The 15,113-nt window shown below is 56.9% G+C and carries 13 protein-coding genes; 8 read left to right on the forward strand and 5 right to left on the reverse strand.

The annotated features are described in order from the left end of the window. Window positions 1–24: 24 nt before the first annotated feature. From feoA to greB, 3 genes are all read right to left on the reverse strand, one after another. Window positions 25–252: a ferrous iron transporter A gene (gene feoA, locus CRO87_RS13270; RefSeq protein WP_097163420.1), complete on the reverse strand. Its 228-nt coding sequence runs from the start codon at window positions 250–252 to the stop codon at window positions 25–27. Window positions 253–593: 341 nt separating this feature from the next. Beyond that, window positions 594–2,924, reverse strand: coding sequence for a Tex family protein (locus tag CRO87_RS13275; RefSeq protein WP_097163421.1), 2,331 nt, complete (start codon window positions 2,922–2,924; stop codon window positions 594–596). Between the two features lie 100 nt (window positions 2,925–3,024). Then, the gene (gene greB, locus CRO87_RS13280; RefSeq protein WP_097163422.1) at window positions 3,025–3,498 is read right to left on the reverse strand and encodes a transcription elongation factor GreB; all 474 of its coding nucleotides are present in this window, start codon (window positions 3,496–3,498) and stop codon (window positions 3,025–3,027) included. Window positions 3,499–3,724: 226 nt separating this feature from the next. On the opposite strand from greB, the gene ompR reads away from it, so the two are divergent. Beyond that, window positions 3,725–4,444: a two-component system response regulator OmpR gene (gene ompR / locus CRO87_RS13285; RefSeq protein WP_001157751.1), complete on the forward strand. Its 720-nt coding sequence runs from the start codon at window positions 3,725–3,727 to the stop codon at window positions 4,442–4,444. Further along, window positions 4,441–5,793 (forward strand): two-component system sensor histidine kinase EnvZ, encoded by a 1,353-nt coding sequence (gene envZ / locus CRO87_RS13290; RefSeq protein ID WP_097163423.1) that lies wholly within the window; start codon window positions 4,441–4,443, stop codon window positions 5,791–5,793. The genes ompR and envZ overlap by 4 nt, the downstream gene beginning before the upstream one ends. Window positions 5,794–5,847: 54 nt before the next feature. On the opposite strand, the gene CRO87_RS13295 is transcribed toward envZ, so the two are convergent. Further along, window positions 5,848–7,329: a PLP-dependent aminotransferase family protein gene (locus tag CRO87_RS13295; protein WP_097163424.1), complete on the reverse strand. Its 1,482-nt coding sequence runs from the start codon at window positions 7,327–7,329 to the stop codon at window positions 5,848–5,850. 114 nt (window positions 7,330–7,443) lie between these two features. On the opposite strand from CRO87_RS13295, the gene CRO87_RS13300 reads away from it, so the two are divergent. Then, the gene (locus tag CRO87_RS13300) at window positions 7,444–8,709 is read left to right on the forward strand and encodes a 4-aminobutyrate--2-oxoglutarate transaminase (protein WP_097163425.1); all 1,266 of its coding nucleotides are present in this window, start codon (window positions 7,444–7,446) and stop codon (window positions 8,707–8,709) included. Between the two features lie 206 nt (window positions 8,710–8,915). Next, window positions 8,916–10,013, forward strand: a complete 1,098-nt coding sequence (locus CRO87_RS13305) for a branched-chain amino acid ABC transporter substrate-binding protein (protein WP_141398699.1) — start codon at window positions 8,916–8,918, stop codon at window positions 10,011–10,013. A 168-nt stretch (window positions 10,014–10,181) separates the two neighbouring features. Here CRO87_RS13305 and panM read toward each other — a convergent pair whose 3' ends face one another. After that, window positions 10,182–10,565, reverse strand: coding sequence for an aspartate 1-decarboxylase autocleavage activator PanM (gene panM / locus CRO87_RS13310; RefSeq protein ID WP_097163427.1), 384 nt, complete (start codon window positions 10,563–10,565; stop codon window positions 10,182–10,184). Window positions 10,566–10,987: 422 nt separating this feature from the next. Here panM and livK point away from each other — a divergent pair, with 422 nt between their 5' ends. Genes livK through livG form a run of 4 tightly spaced genes read left to right on the forward strand, consistent with a single transcriptional unit; the run spans window position 10,988 to window position 15,113 of the window. Next, window positions 10,988–12,097, forward strand: a complete 1,110-nt coding sequence (livK, locus tag CRO87_RS13320) for a high-affinity branched-chain amino acid ABC transporter substrate-binding protein LivK (RefSeq protein WP_097163429.1) — start codon at window positions 10,988–10,990, stop codon at window positions 12,095–12,097. A gap of 51 nt (window positions 12,098–12,148) precedes the next feature. Next, window positions 12,149–13,075: a high-affinity branched-chain amino acid ABC transporter permease LivH gene (gene livH, locus CRO87_RS13325; RefSeq protein ID WP_097163430.1), complete on the forward strand. Its 927-nt coding sequence runs from the start codon at window positions 12,149–12,151 to the stop codon at window positions 13,073–13,075. After that, window positions 13,072–14,349, forward strand: a complete 1,278-nt coding sequence (gene livM, locus CRO87_RS13330; RefSeq protein WP_097163431.1) for a branched chain amino acid ABC transporter permease LivM — start codon at window positions 13,072–13,074, stop codon at window positions 14,347–14,349. The genes livH and livM overlap by 4 nt, the downstream gene beginning before the upstream one ends. Continuing rightward, window positions 14,346–15,113: a high-affinity branched-chain amino acid ABC transporter ATP-binding protein LivG gene (livG, locus tag CRO87_RS13335; protein ID WP_097163432.1), complete on the forward strand. Its 768-nt coding sequence runs from the start codon at window positions 14,346–14,348 to the stop codon at window positions 15,111–15,113. Before livM ends, livG begins: the two co-directional genes overlap by 4 nt.

The raw sequence follows: 15,113 nt of genomic DNA on the forward strand, positions 1-15,113 counted from the left end.
TGGACTCGCGCTGTCAGGCAGGAATTAACGGGTAAGCGTTTCAATTTCAATTAACGCCAGGTCTTTTTTGCGTAATACGAGGCTGACGCGACGAGTTTCAATATGCACCGGGTCGCCAAGCGGGGCGACGCGAACCACGTGAAAAGAAGAACCCGGCAGCATGCCGAGCGAAAGTAATTTCTGCCGATAGGCCGGGCTGATATCGCGAGAAAACCCGGTGATCTTCCACGTGCTGTCAGGAGTGAATTGCATAGAGCCTGCTTGTGTCGTTAACCGAAAAAACCTTCATCCGCGCGGAGTGGCGCATGAAACCAACGATGATGCCAACAAGGAAAGGATAAAATATCAACAGTGACGATGATAATGAGAATGGTTTCCACCTTCAATCAATAAAATGTGAACGGATGTTCATTTCGTGAATAGTTCATCGCAATTTGACCTTGCGCAATATTTATTGCGAGGGGAACTGTTTTGCAAAATGCAGAGTTGTTATCAAAGTGAAAATAAAATATTGGATAATTCAAGAAAGGGTAAAAAAATAAGGCTGAAATAAAAAGGCCCTCTGATATTAGAGGGCCGAATAAGATGCGGGCTTACTTTTTCTTCATCGCTGCGGCAAGCGCATCCATCATTGCGCTGTTCCCGGCAGGCTGGGTTTCACGCCCGCGAGGCTTCGCGGCTTTGGCTGCCGGGCGACTGCCCTGATCGCGGTTGCCACCGCCGCTGCCACGACGGGCGTTGGTGTCGCCTGGCTGCTCGTCAAGGCGCATGGTGAGCGCGATACGCTTACGCTGCAGATCGACTTCCAGCACTTTGACCTTCACGATGTCTCCCGCCTTCACCACGGTGTGCGGGTCTTCCACGAACTTGTCGGCCAGCGATGAGATGTGCACCAGACCGTCCTGATGCACGCCGATATCGACAAACGCGCCGAAGTTGGTGACGTTGGTGACCGCGCCTTCGAGCACCATGCCCGGCAGCAGATCGTTCATCGTTTCCACGCCGTCGGCAAACTTCGCGGTTTTGAACTCAGGACGCGGGTCGCGGCCCGGCTTTTCCAGTTCTTTGATGATGTCGGTGACCGTCGGCAGGCCGAAACGCTCGTCGGTAAAATCGACCGCTTTCACGTTGCGCAGTTCGCTGCTGTTACCCATCAGATCCTTCAGCGCCTGCTGCGTGGCGGCGAGAATACGTTCCACCACCGGATAGGATTCCGGGTGAACGGTGGAGGCATCGAGCGGGTTGTCGCCGTGGTTAATACGCAGGAAGCCCGCGCACTGTTCGAAGGCTTTTGGCCCCAGACGGCTCACCTTTAGCAACTGCTGGCGGTTCTGGAACTGACCGTTTTCATCACGCCAGGTCACGATATTCTGCGCCATCATGCGCGTCAGGCCCGCCACGCGGGTCAGCAACGGCACGGAGGCGGTGTTCAGATCCACGCCGACGGCGTTCACGCAGTCTTCCACCACCGCATCGAGCTTACGCGCCAGCTGTGACTGGCTGACGTCGTGCTGATACTGGCCCACGCCGATGGATTTCGGGTCGATTTTCACCAGTTCAGCCAGCGGATCCTGCAAGCGACGGGCGATAGACACCGCGCCACGGATGGACACGTCCAGATTCGGGAACTCCAGTGCTGCCAGTTCAGAAGCGGAGTAAACGGATGCGCCCGCTTCGCTGACAATCACCTTTTGCGCGGTGACTTTCGGGAACTGCTTCTGCACGTCGAGGTAGAAACGCTCTGTTTCGCGCGAGGCGGTACCGTTACCAATCGCAACCAGTTCGACGTTGTGTTTTTCACACAGCGCTGCCACAGCAACGGCGGCTTTCGCGGCCTGCCCGGTGTGCGGGTAAATGGTGTCGGTGGCGACCAGTCTGCCGGTGCCGTCGACAACGGCGACTTTCACCCCGGTACGCAGGCCCGGATCGAGACCCATAGTGGCGCGCAGGCCCGCAGGTGCCGCCATCAGCAGGTCGTGCAGGTTGCGGGCAAAGACGTTGATCGCCTCGTCTTCGGCGCGTTCGCGCACGGTGCCCATCAGTTCGGTTTCGAGGTGCATCAGCACTTTGATGCGCCAGGTCCAGCTCACCACGCCTTTGCGCCAGCTGTCCGCCGGGGCATTGTTCAGGCGCAGGCCGAGGTGGTCGGTAATAATCTGCTCGCAGTGGCTCTCTTTCGGCGGCTCATCGAACTGAGGATCGGCATTCAGCGCCAGCTGCAAAATACCTTCGTTGCGGCCACGGAACATGGCTAACGCTCGGTGAGAAGGGGCGGTGGCAATCGGCTCGTGGTGGTCGAAGTAGTCGCGGAACTTCGCGCCTTCTTCCTCTTTGCCGCTGACGACTGTCGCCACCAGATGGGCGTTCTTCCACAGGTAATCACGCACTTTCGCCAGCAGCTGTGCATCTTCTGCGAAGCGCTCCATCAGGATGTAGCGCGCGCCATCGAGGGCGGCTTTGGTGTCGGCGACGCCGTTGTCCGCATTGATGAACTTCGCGGCTTCCTCTTCCGGCGAGTGCGACGGCTCGTTCCACAGCAGGTCGGCCAGCGGCTCCAGGCCTGCTTCTATGGCAATCTGCCCGCGGGTGCGGCGTTTTGGTTTGTACGGCAGATAGAGGTCTTCAAGTTCGGTTTTGCTGAGCGTGCCGTTAATGGCTTTGGCCAGATCGTCGGTCAGTTTGCCCTGATCGTCGATGGACTTCAGAATCGACTGGCGGCGCTCTTCCAGCTCGCGCAGGTAGCCCAGACGGGTTTCCAGGTTACGCAGCTGCGTGTCATCCAGACCGCCGGTGACTTCCTTACGATAACGTGCAATAAACGGCACGGTGTTCCCTTCATCAAGCAGGCGAACGGCCGCTTCGACCTGTTCGTTTCTGGCCTGAAGTTCACCCGCAATAATGCGGCAGAGCGAATCTTTCATCATGGCAATATTCATCTGGTGGAGTAAAAAACAGGGGATAGTTATACGGATTGAGGGGCGAAAATGCCATCCCTCAGCCCGTAATCAGAGTGTTCCGGACGCGCTATTTCACGTACTCGATCTCATTGACGTACCAGGTCGCTTCGCCGCCGGGCGTCTGCACCAGCGCCAGGTCACCCACTTCTTTTTTTAGCAACGCGCGGGCCATGGGCGAGTCGATGGAGATGTAATCTTTACGGCCAAAGATTTCGTCATAGCCGACAATGCGAAAGCGCTTGGTGTCGCCGTCGTCGTTTTCAATTTCGACCCACGCCCCGAAGAAGACTTTGCCTTCCTGCTGCGGCGAGTAATCGACAATTTTTAAGTTTTCCAGACACTTGGTCAGGTAGCGAACCCGGCGGTCAATTTCGCGCAACCGCTTTTTGTTGTACTGGTAATCGGCGTTTTCGCTGCGATCGCCGAGGCTCGCCGCCCAGGTGACCTTTTTAGTGACTTCAGGACGTTCTTCGCGCCAGAGATAATCCAGCTCTTTCTTTAACTTCTCGTACCCTTCACGGGTGATTAGCGGCGTTTTCATTGTGATGCTACCTTGTGACTACCTGAGCTTGCGTACATTTTGCCTCACAGAACGCCACTGGTGGTCAAAAAAGCGTATTCTGTGATGAAATGTACAGATAAGCTGCTGTAAAATATGCTTTGTAACAATTTCGGCTAGAATCTATACCAGATTTCGCTGGAGCGTAGCCCGGGCTTTTTTGAGAATACGCACTCATATTGTTACGAACCTTCTGGGAGTAAAAACAATGCAAGAGAATTATAAGATTCTTGTTGTGGATGACGACATGCGCCTGCGTGCGCTGCTCGAGCGTTATCTGACCGAGCAAGGCTTCCAGGTTCGCAGCGTCGCTAACGCCGAACAAATGGACCGCCTGCTGACCCGTGAATCCTTCCACCTGATGGTGCTGGATCTTATGCTGCCTGGCGAAGATGGTCTCTCTATCTGCCGCCGTCTGCGCAGTCAGAGCAACCCGATGCCCATCATCATGGTGACGGCGAAGGGCGAAGAAGTTGACCGTATCGTGGGCCTGGAAATTGGCGCCGACGACTACATTCCAAAACCGTTCAACCCGCGCGAGCTGCTGGCCCGTATCCGTGCCGTGCTGCGTCGTCAGGCGAACGAACTGCCGGGTGCGCCGTCTCAGGAAGAAGCGGTGATTGCCTTCGGTAAGTTTAAGCTGAACCTCGGCACCCGCGAAATGTTCCGCGAAGATGAGCCAATGCCGCTCACCAGTGGGGAATTTGCCGTGCTCAAAGCGCTGGTCAGCCACCCGCGCGAGCCGCTCTCCCGTGATAAACTGATGAACCTGGCGCGCGGCCGTGAATACTCCGCAATGGAACGCTCCATCGACGTGCAGATCTCTCGCCTGCGCCGTATGGTGGAAGAAGATCCGGCGCATCCTCGCTACATTCAGACCGTGTGGGGTCTGGGCTACGTGTTCGTGCCGGACGGCTCTAAAGCATGAGGCGAATGCGCTTCTCACCCCGAAGTTCGTTTGCCCGCACGCTGCTCTTAATCGTCACCTTGCTGTTCGTCAGCCTGGTGACGACGTATCTGGTGGTGCTGAACTTCGCGATTTTGCCGAGCCTTCAGCAGTTCAATAAAGTGCTGGCGTACGAAGTGCGTATGCTGATGACCGATAAGCTGCAGCTTGAAGATGGCACCCAACTGGTGGTGCCGCCGGCCTTTCGACGTGAGATTTACCGCGAGCTTGGCATTTCGCTCTATTCCGATGAAGCAGCGGAAGATGCCGGGCTACGCTGGGCGCAGCATTACGAATTTTTAAGCCAGCAGATGGCGACGCAGCTGGGTGGCCCGACGGAAGTACGCGTTGAGGTCAACAAAAGCTCGCCGGTGGTCTGGCTGAAAACCTGGCTGTCACCCAATATCTGGGTGCGCGTGCCGCTGACCGAAATCCATCAGGGCGATTTCTCGCCGCTGTTCCGCTACACCCTGGCGATAATGCTGCTGGCCATCGGGGGGGCGTGGCTGTTTATTCGTATTCAGAACCGACCCCTTGTCGATCTCGAGCATGCCGCCCTGCAGGTCGGGAAAGGCATTATTCCGCCTCCGCTGCGTGAATATGGCGCGTCGGAAGTACGTTCCGTGACTCGTGCCTTCAACCATATGGCTGCAGGTGTGAAGCAGCTTGCTGACGACCGAACGCTGTTGATGGCGGGCGTGAGTCATGATTTACGCACGCCGCTCACGCGTATTCGTCTTGCCACCGAGATGATGGGCGAAGAAGACGGCTATCTCGCCGAGTCCATCAACAAGGACATCGAAGAGTGCAACGCCATCATCGAGCAGTTTATCGACTACCTGCGCACCGGGCAGGAGATGCCGATGGAGTTGGCCGATTTGAACGCAGTGCTCGGCGAAGTGGTGGCGGCAGAAAGCGGCTACGAGCGTGAAATTGAAACGGACATGCAGCCCGGTGAAATTCCGGTGCGGATGCATCCGCTGTCCATCAAACGAGCGCTGGCCAATATGGTGGTGAACGCCGCCCGCTACGGCAACGGCTGGATAAAAGTCAGCAGCGGCAGCGAACACAACCGCGTCTGGTTCCAGGTGGAAGATGATGGCCCGGGCATCAAGCCGGAACAGCGCAAGCATCTGTTCCAGCCGTTCGTCCGCGGCGACAGCGCGCGCAGCACCAGCGGCACCGGGCTGGGGCTGGCCATCGTGCAGCGTATTATCGACAACCACAACGGGCTGTTGGAGATTGATACCAGCCAGCGCGGTGGGCTGTTGATTCGCGCCTGGCTGCCGGTACCGGTTGTGCGTACATCAAGCAGCACGAAGGAAAGCTAAGAAAATGCCCGGTGGCGCTGATGCTTACCGGGCCTTCATAGACAAGCCCGAAGGTTAATCCCTCGGGCTTTCGTTCTTCATACACTGCACCAGCACCTTAAACGCGCCTTCCATTTCCTCTTCGCGCATCGCCGCAAAACCCATCAGCAGCCCGCGCTGAGTGGCTTCGTTGAGGTAATAGCGAGAGAGCGGCCGCACGAGCACGCCTTTTTCATTGGCCTTTTTCGCCAGCGCCACGTCGTCACAGTCGGCGGCGAGTTTCAACACCAGGTGCAGGCCCGCATTGTCGTTAAATTCGCTGAGCGCTTCCTTGCCGAGGTAATCCGTAATCAAACCCGCCAGCCGCTGACGCCTGCGGGCATACAGCAGCCGCATGCGGCGGATATGTGCGGTGTAATGCCCTTCGCGAATGAACAGCGCCAGCGCCTCCTGATCGAGTAGCCGCCCGCTGCGATAGAGTTCGGCATGGGCGGTGCGCAATGCCTGTGCCAGCGGGCGCGGGAGCACGACATAGCCGAGACGCATGCCCGGCCACATCGTTTTACTGAAGGTGCCGATGTAGATCACCGGCGCATCTTCAACCAGCCCCTGCAACGCCGGGATCGGCTGACCGGAGAAGCGAAACTCACTGTCGTAGTCGTCTTCCACAATCCAGCTGCCGGTTTGCCGGGCCAGCGCCAGCAGGCGCTGGCGGCGCTCGAGGCTCATCACGCAGCCGAGCGGATACTGGTGAGAGGGCGTGACGAACATCAGGCGCGGGGGGATATCACCCGGCTCGGGCGGATTCATACCGCTGAGATCGACATCGATCGCCCGCAAATTGACGCCGTTCATCTGCAATACGTTGCGAATCCCCCAGTAGGCGGGCTCTTCGATCCAGGCGCTGTCCCCGGGGTTGCAGAGCATCCGTGATACCAGATCGATAGCCTGATGGATCCCTTCGGTGATGAGGATCTGGTCCGGCGTACAGCGCACCGAACGGGCCACGCGCAGATACTCCATCAGCGCCTGTTGCAGCGCCTGGCTGCCGCCTGAAGGGCTGTAAGAGAGCTGCACAGCCTGCGGTTTGCGGCTGACGCGGGTGTGAATTTTACGCAGCAGCGCGTGGGGGAACTCGTTGACGTCCGGCACGCCCGGTAAGAATGCGCCCCACTGGCGAGGGCTGGCGCTGATATGCGTCAGAAGCGCCTGGCCGCGCTCAGAGAAATTGACGGTTGCCGGAGCGCTGTTGCGTTCTTCGTGAGCGCCGGGGGCGAACAGCAGGGCGTCCGGCACGGTTTTCGCCACGAAGGTGCCGCTGCCGGAGCGTGAAACAATATAGCCTTCCGCCAGCAGCTGCTCGTACACCGTCAGCACCGTGTTGCGCGACAGCTGCAGCTGGCTGGCGAGATCGCGCGACGGCGGCAGGCGACTCTGCGGCGGCAGGCTGCCGTCGAGGATCGACAGACGCACGGCGTTATACAACTTCTTGTGCAATTTATCGTCGGCTTGTTCATCCAGACGCAGTTGCAGGAGATCGCACACTAAAGAGCGCAATTGGATCCCTCAATTATTCAAAACTGGTACTCGATTATAGGACCGCTCAGGCGGTAAAACTATCGTATGTTTCAAAGTTGTTAATACAAACGAATCTGTGATGGGGTAAGGTCGATGAAAAATAATGAACTGAATCAGCGCCGTTTACAGGCGACACCGCGCGGCATTGGCGTCATGTGCGGCTTCTATGCCGAAAAAGCAGAAAACGCCACGCTCTGGGATGTGGAAGGCAACGAAGTGATTGATTTCGCAGCCGGGATCGCAGTGCTGAACACCGGGCATCGCCACCCAAAAATCGTTGCGGCGATTGAAAAACAGCTGCAGGCATTTACCCACACCGCTTACCAGATTGTTCCTTACGAAAGCTACGTGTCGCTGGCTGAGCGCATTAACGACCGCGTGCCAGTGAACGGCCCGGCGAAAACCGCTTTCTTCTCAACCGGTGCTGAAGCGGTTGAGAACGCAGTGAAAATTGCACGTGCCTATACTCAGCGTCCAGGGCTCATCACCTTCGGCGGCGGCTTCCACGGTCGTACCTTTATGACCATGGCGCTGACCGGCAAAGTGGCACCTTACAAAATCGGCTTCGGTCCTTTCCCGGGCTCCGTGTATCACGGCCAGTATCCGAACGCGGCCCACGGCGTGACCACGGAAGACGCGATGAAAAGCCTGGATCGTATCTTTAAAGCGGATATCGCGCCGAATCAGGTTGCGGCCATTATTCTCGAACCCGTGCAGGGCGAAGGCGGTTTCAACGTGGCCCCGCCAGAGTTTATGCAGGCGCTGCGCAAGCTGTGCGACACCCACGGTATTCTGCTGATTGCCGACGAAGTGCAGACCGGTTTTGCCCGTACCGGCAAGCTGTTCGCGATGGAACATTACGACGTGAAGCCAGATCTGATCACCATGGCGAAAAGCCTGGCAGGCGGGATGCCGCTTTCGGCCGTCGCGGGCCGGGCTGAAGTGATGGATGCGCCTGCGCCTGGCGGTCTCGGTGGCACCTACGCCGGTAACCCGCTGGCGGTGGCCTCCGCGCATGCGGTGCTCGACATCATTGATGAAGAAAAATTGTGTTCCCGCGCTTCCGAGCTGGGCCATCACCTGGTGGAAGTGCTGAACAACGCCAAAGCCGATTGCCCTTATATCGTTGACGTGCGTGCTCAGGGCTCAATGGTGGCGGTGGAGTTCAACGATCCGCAGACCGGCGAGCCGTCGCCAGAGTTCACCAAGCAGGTGCAGGAGAAGGCGCTGAAAGAAGGCCTGCTGCTGCTGAGCTGTGGCGTCTATGGCAACGTGATCCGCTTCCTTTACCCTCTGACCATCCCTGAAGCCCAGTTCCGCAAGGCGCTGGAGATTATTCGACACTCCCTCAGCCACTAATGGCGAAGCCGCTCTCAGGAGCGGCTTTTTTTTGTCACGAATCTGTTACATCGCCCTCAAATTTCTGGTTCCAAAAGAGAAAAAATCGGGTATGTTTTTAGCAGAGTATGCTGTCATGGCGCGAACAGTAGACCTAAAACCGAAATAAAGCGCTACATAACAACATCACAACAAAAGCAATCACCATAACAATGGGGAATATCAGGATGAAAATGAAGGGCAAAGCATTACTGGCAGGATGTATCGCGCTGGCGTTCAGCTCAATGGCACAGGCCGATATTAAAGTGGCCGTTGTCGGCGCAATGTCCGGTCCGGTAGCGCAGTATGGCGACCAGGAGTTCACCGGAGCTGAACAGGCTGTTGCCGACATCAATGCCAAAGGCGGCATCAAAGGCGAAAAAATCCAGATCGTAAAATATGACGATGCCTGCGACCCGAAACAGGCCGTAGCGGTAGCCAACAAAGTGGTTAACGACGGTATCAAATACGTGATCGGCCACCTGTGTTCCTCTTCCACTCAGCCAGCGTCTGATATCTACGAAGACGAAGGCATTCTGATGATCACCCCGGCGGCAACCGCACCAGAGCTGACTGCACGTGGCTATAACCTGATTCTGCGCACCACCGGCCTGGATTCCGATCAGGGCCCGACTGCGGCGAAATACATTCTGAACACCGTGAAGCCTAAACGTATCGCGATCGTTCATGACAAACAGCAGTACGGCGAAGGCCTGGCTCGCTCCGTTCAGGACGCGCTGAAGGGCAAAGCTGACGTGGTGTTCTTCGACGGTATCACTGCCGGTGAGAAAGATTTCTCCACGCTGGTGGCGCGCCTGAAGAAAGAGAACATCGACTTCGTTTACTACGGCGGTTACCACCCGGAAATGGGTCAGATCCTGCGTCAGTCTCGTGCAGCCGGCCTGAAAACCCAGTTCATGGGCCCGGAAGGCGTGGCGAACGTGTCGCTGTCTAACATCGCGGGCGATTCTGCAGAAGGTCTGTTAGTGACCAAGCCGAAGAACTACGATCAGGTTCCGGCGAACAAACCGATTGTGGATGCAATCAAAGCCAAGAAACAGGATCCAAGTGGCGCATTCGTGTGGACCACCTATGCGGCACTGCAATCGCTGTCTGCGGGTCTGAACCAGACCGACGACCCGGCAAAAATTGCTGAGTGGCTGAAGGCGAATAAAGTCGACACCGTAATGGGCCCGCTGAGCTGGGATAAGAAAGGCGACCTGAAAGGCTTCGAGTTCGGCGTCTTCGACTGGCATGCGAACGGCACAGCGACCGACGCAAAATAAACAGCAAACGGCAACCTCTGGTTGCCGTTTTAGTGTTTGCCCCCTCTCCCTGTGGGAGAGGGCCGGGGTGAGGGCATCAGGCCGCACGAATCTCCCCTCTCCTGAGCGAGAGGGAACCGATAGGCGAGGAGTACAGGCCGATTGAGCGTCAGCGCCATCCGGCATTTTTTAACGCTTCTCCCACCCATTTCCCCGAGCCGCAAAGCCGAGCGCCTGCATAAAGGCGGCCATCGCATCACGATCCTCTACGCCGACGTCCGCCATCCACCAACTGCCGATCTCCGGGTTGCTGCGAATAACTTCTTCAATCAGATACTGGCCGACGCCGCGGCGACGCGTCACTTCCCGGATACGCAGAGAATCCAGCGCACCCTGGCCTTCTTTCATTGTTACGCGCACCGCGCCAAGTAGCCTTTCGTTAAACCGTGCGGCATAGATCCGGTGCTCCTCATCGATCTGCAAAGACGCGGCGGTGTACTCCGGCCAGATCTTGCTGAGATCGATAATGTCCTGTTCGCTGAGCGCTGTCAGTCTGACGATCGTCAGTTTCATGTGAAGCCATCCTTAAAAATATTTTGCCCCGAGTTTATCTAATTTCACGATGAACCGATTTCTATTTTTATGCTGAATGGCAGGGGATTCGTTTTCCCCGGCAAACGGCAGCAGAGCAATGCGTCATGGATCGAAAAACAGGCAGAATTTTACCCTGGAAGGCAGTGATTTATTCGGCTCTTTGTACCCTTATTTTATGCTGAAAACCGCGCTTTTTTTTGTTTATCTCCAGCAAAATACAGAATATTATCTTTGCTTAATCGACTGAAAAATAGAGATTTTAGTCAGGTTTTTGGCAAAAGGCATCGCTAAACCATTAAAGAGACTGGCAAAAATAGCGTTGTACAGTAAAAGTACAGAATGCTTTTTAACCAGAAAAATACAATATTTATACAAATTACATCACGAGTGGGGATTGAAAGATGAAACGGAATGCAAAAACATTGATTGCAGGAATGGTCGCGTTGGCAATGACGCAGTCCGCTTTCGCTAAAGACATTAAGGTTGCGGTGATTGGCGCGATGTCCGGCCCGGTTGCCCAGTGGGGCGACATGGAATTTAACGGTGCGCGCCAGGCGATCAAAGACATCAACGCCAAAGGCGGAATCAAAGGCGACAAGCTGGTTGCGGTGGAGTATGACGACGCCTGCGATCCAAAACAGGCCGTGGCGGTCGCTAACAAAGTGGTTAACGACGGCATCAAATACGTGATCGGCCACCTGTGTTCTTCTTCTACTCAGCCTGCGTCTGACATCTACGAAGACGAAGGCATTCTGATGATCACCCCCGGCGCCACCAACCCGGAGCTGACCCAGCGTGGTTACCAGTACATCATGCGCACCGCGGGCCTCGACTCCTCTCAGGGGCCGACCGCCGCGAAATACATTCTGGATAAAGTGAAGCCGCAGCGCATCGCCATCATCCACGACAAGCAGCAGTACGGCGAAGGCCTGGCGCGTTCCGTTCAGAACAACCTGAAGAAAGCGGGTGCCAACGTGGTGTTCTTCGACGGCATTACCGCCGGGGAGAAAGACTTCTCCGCGCTGGTGGCCCGTCTGCAAAAAGAAAATATCGACTTCGTTTACTACGGCGGCTACTACCCGGAAATGGGACAGATCCTGCGCCAGGCGCGTTCCGTGGGTCTGAAAACCCAATTTATGGGCCCGGAAGGCGTGGGTAACGCATCGCTTTCCAACATCGCGGGTGCTGCGGGCGAAGGCATGCTGGTGACGATGCCAAAACGCTATGACCAGGATCCGGCTAACAAAGGTATCGTCGATGCGCTGAAGGCCGAGAAGAAAGATCCGAGCGGCCCGTACGTGTGGATCACCTATGCCGCCGTACAGTCTCTGGCAACCGCTATGGACCGCACCGGCAGCCAGGATCCGCTGGCGCTGATTAAAGATTTGAAAGCAAACGGGGCAAAAACCGTGATTGGGCCGCTGAACTGGGATGAGAAAGGCGATCTGAAGGGATTTGAGTTTGGTGTCTTCCAGTGGCATGCGGACGGCTCGTCCACCGTCGCCAAATAATAAGAACCCACCGCCCGTTCACCTGCCGGGCGGTTATAAAAAGGTTATTTTATGTCCGAGCAGTTTCTCTATTTTCTCCAGCAGATGTTTAACGGCATCACGCTGGGCAGCACCTATGCGCTGATAGCCATCGGCTACACCATGGTTTACGGCATCATCGGGATGATCAACTTCGCCCACGGTGAGGTCTACATGATCGGCAGCTATGTGTCGTTCATGATCATCGCTGCCTTAATGATGATGGGCATCGACACCAGCTGGCTGCTGGTCGGCGCCGGGTTCGTGGGGGCGATTATCATCGCCAGCGCCTACGGCTGGAGTATCGAACGGGTGGCCTATCGCCCGGTGCGCAGCTCCAAGCGCCTGATTGCGCTTATCTCCGCCATCGGGATGTCCATCTTCCTGCAAAACTACGTCAGCCTGACGGAAGGCTCGCGCGACATCGCGTTGCCGAGCCTGTTCAACGGCCAGTGGATTGTGGGCGCAAGTGACAACTTCTCTGCCTCTATCACCACCATGCAGCTGGTTATCTGGATTGTCACCTTCGTGGCGATGCTGGCGCTGACCCTGTTTATCCGCTACTCCCGCATGGGCCGCGCGTGCCGCGCCTGTGCTGAAGACCTGAAAATGGCGAGCCTGCTCGGCATTAACACTGACCGCGTCATCGCGCTGACGTTCGTGATCGGTGCGGCAATGGCGGCTGTGGCGGGCGTGCTGCTCGGTCAGTTCTACGGCGTGATCAACCCTTACATCGGCTTTATGGCAGGGATGAAAGCCTTCACCGCAGCGGTTCTTGGCGGTATCGGCAGCATTCCTGGGGCGATGATCGGCGGCCTGATTCTGGGCGTTGCCGAAGCGCTGTCCTCCGCTTATCTGAGTACTGAATACAAAGATGTTGTGTCGTTCGCGCTGCTGATCGTGGTGCTGCTGGTGATGCCGACCGGGATTCTGGGTCGTCCGGAGGTAGAGAAAGTATGAAACCGATGCATTTTGCGATGGCACTGCTCTCTGCCGCGATGTTCTTCGTGCTGGCGGGCGTCTTTATGGGCGTTCAGTTGGAGTTAAGCGGTACCAAACTGGTGGTTGATACCGCCGCAGACATCCGCTGGCAGTGGATTTTCATCGGCACCGCCGTGGTTTTCTTCTTCCAGCTGCTGCGTCCGATTTTCCAGAAGGGCCTGAAAAGCGTCTCCGGGCCGAAGTTTATCCTGCCGGCAATTGATGGCTCCACCGTTAAGCAGAAATTGTTCCTGATTGCGCTGCTGGTGATTGCCGTCGCCTGGCCGTTTATGGTCTCCCGCGGCACCGTGGACATCGCGACCCTGACGATGATCTACATCATTCTCGGCCTCGGTCTGAACGTCGTTGTAGGTCTGTCCGGCCTGCTGGTGCTTGGCTACGGTGGTTTCTATGCCATCGGTGCGTACACCTTTGCGCTGCTGAACCACTATTACGGTCTCGGCTTCTGGACCTGTCTGCCTCTGGCGGGCCTCGTGTCTGCCGCTGCGGGCTTCCTGCTTGGCTTCCCGGTGTTGCGCCTGCGCGGTGACTATCTGGCGATTGTGACCCTGGGCTTCGGTGAAATCGTGCGTATTCTGCTGCTGAACAACACCGAAGTGACCGGCGGCCCGAACGGCATCAGCCAGATCCCGAAACCGACCTTCTTCGGCCTGGAGTTCAGCCGCACGCCGCGTGAGGGCGGCTGGGATACCTTCAGCAACTTCTTCGGCATGAAGTATGACCCTTCTGACCGCATTATCTGGCTCTACCTGGTGGCGCTGCTGCTGGTGGTGTTCTCCCTGTTTGTTATCAACCGCCTGCTGCGTATGCCGCTGGGCCGCGCGTGGGAAGCGCTGCGTGAAGATGAAATCGCCTGTCGCTCGCTGGGCCTGAGCCCGACGCGCATCAAGCTGACGGCGTTCACCATCAGCGCCGCATTCGCCGGTTTTGCCGGCACGCTGTTTGCCGCCCGTCAGGGATTCGTCAGCCCGGAATCCTTCACCTTCGCCGAGTCGGCGTTCGTGTTGGCGATTGTGGTGCTCGGCGGCATGGGCTCGCAGTTCGCGGTGATTCTGGCGGCTATTCTGCTGGTGGTGTCGCGTGAGCTGATGCGCGATTTCAATGAATACAGCATGTTAATGCTGGGTGGTTTGATGGTTCTGATGATGATCTGGCGTCCACAAGGCTTGCTGCCGATGACCCGTCCACAGCTGAAACTGAAAAACGGGCAGAGTAAAGGAGAGCAGGCATGAGTCAGCCATTATTATCCGTAAGCGGCCTGATGATGCGTTTTGGCGGCCTGCTGGCGGTCAACAACGTCAATCTCGAGCTGCATCCACAAGAGATCGTCTCGCTGATTGGGCCAAACGGTGCAGGCAAAACCACCGTGTTTAACTGCCTGACCGGTTTTTATAAGCCGACGGGCGGCACCATCATGCTGGGCGACAAGCACCTCGAAGGCCTGCCGGGCCAGCAGATTGCACAGATGGGCGTGGTGCGTACTTTCCAGCACGTGCGTCTGTTCCGTGAAATGACGGTGATTGAAAACCTGCTGGTGGCACAGCATCAACAGCTGAAAACCGGCGTCTTTTCCGGCTTGCTGAAAACGCCGTCCTTCCGCAAAGCGCAGAGCGAAGCGCTGGACAGGGCTGCTACCTGGCTTGAGCGTATCGGCCTGCTTGAGCATGCCAACCGTCAGGCGAGCAACCTGGCCTACGGCGATCAGCGTCGCCTGGAGATTGCGCGCTGCATGGTGACGCAGCCGGAAATCCTGATGCTTGATGAACCGGCGGCGGGGCTTAACCCGAAGGAAACCAAAGAGCTTGATGAGCTGATCGCCGAGCTGCGCAGCCATCACAACACCACCATTCTGTTGATTGAACACGACATGAAGCTGGTCATGGGCATTTCCGATCGCATTTATGTGGTAAACCAGGGCACGCCGCTGGCGAACGGTACGCCGGAAGAAATTCGTAACAACCCGGACGTGATCCGCGCATACCTTGGTGAGGCATAA

The organism is Enterobacter sp. CC120223-11, assembly GCF_900215375.1.
In the GTDB taxonomy this organism is placed as follows: Bacteria; Pseudomonadota; Gammaproteobacteria; order Enterobacterales; family Enterobacteriaceae; genus Scandinavium.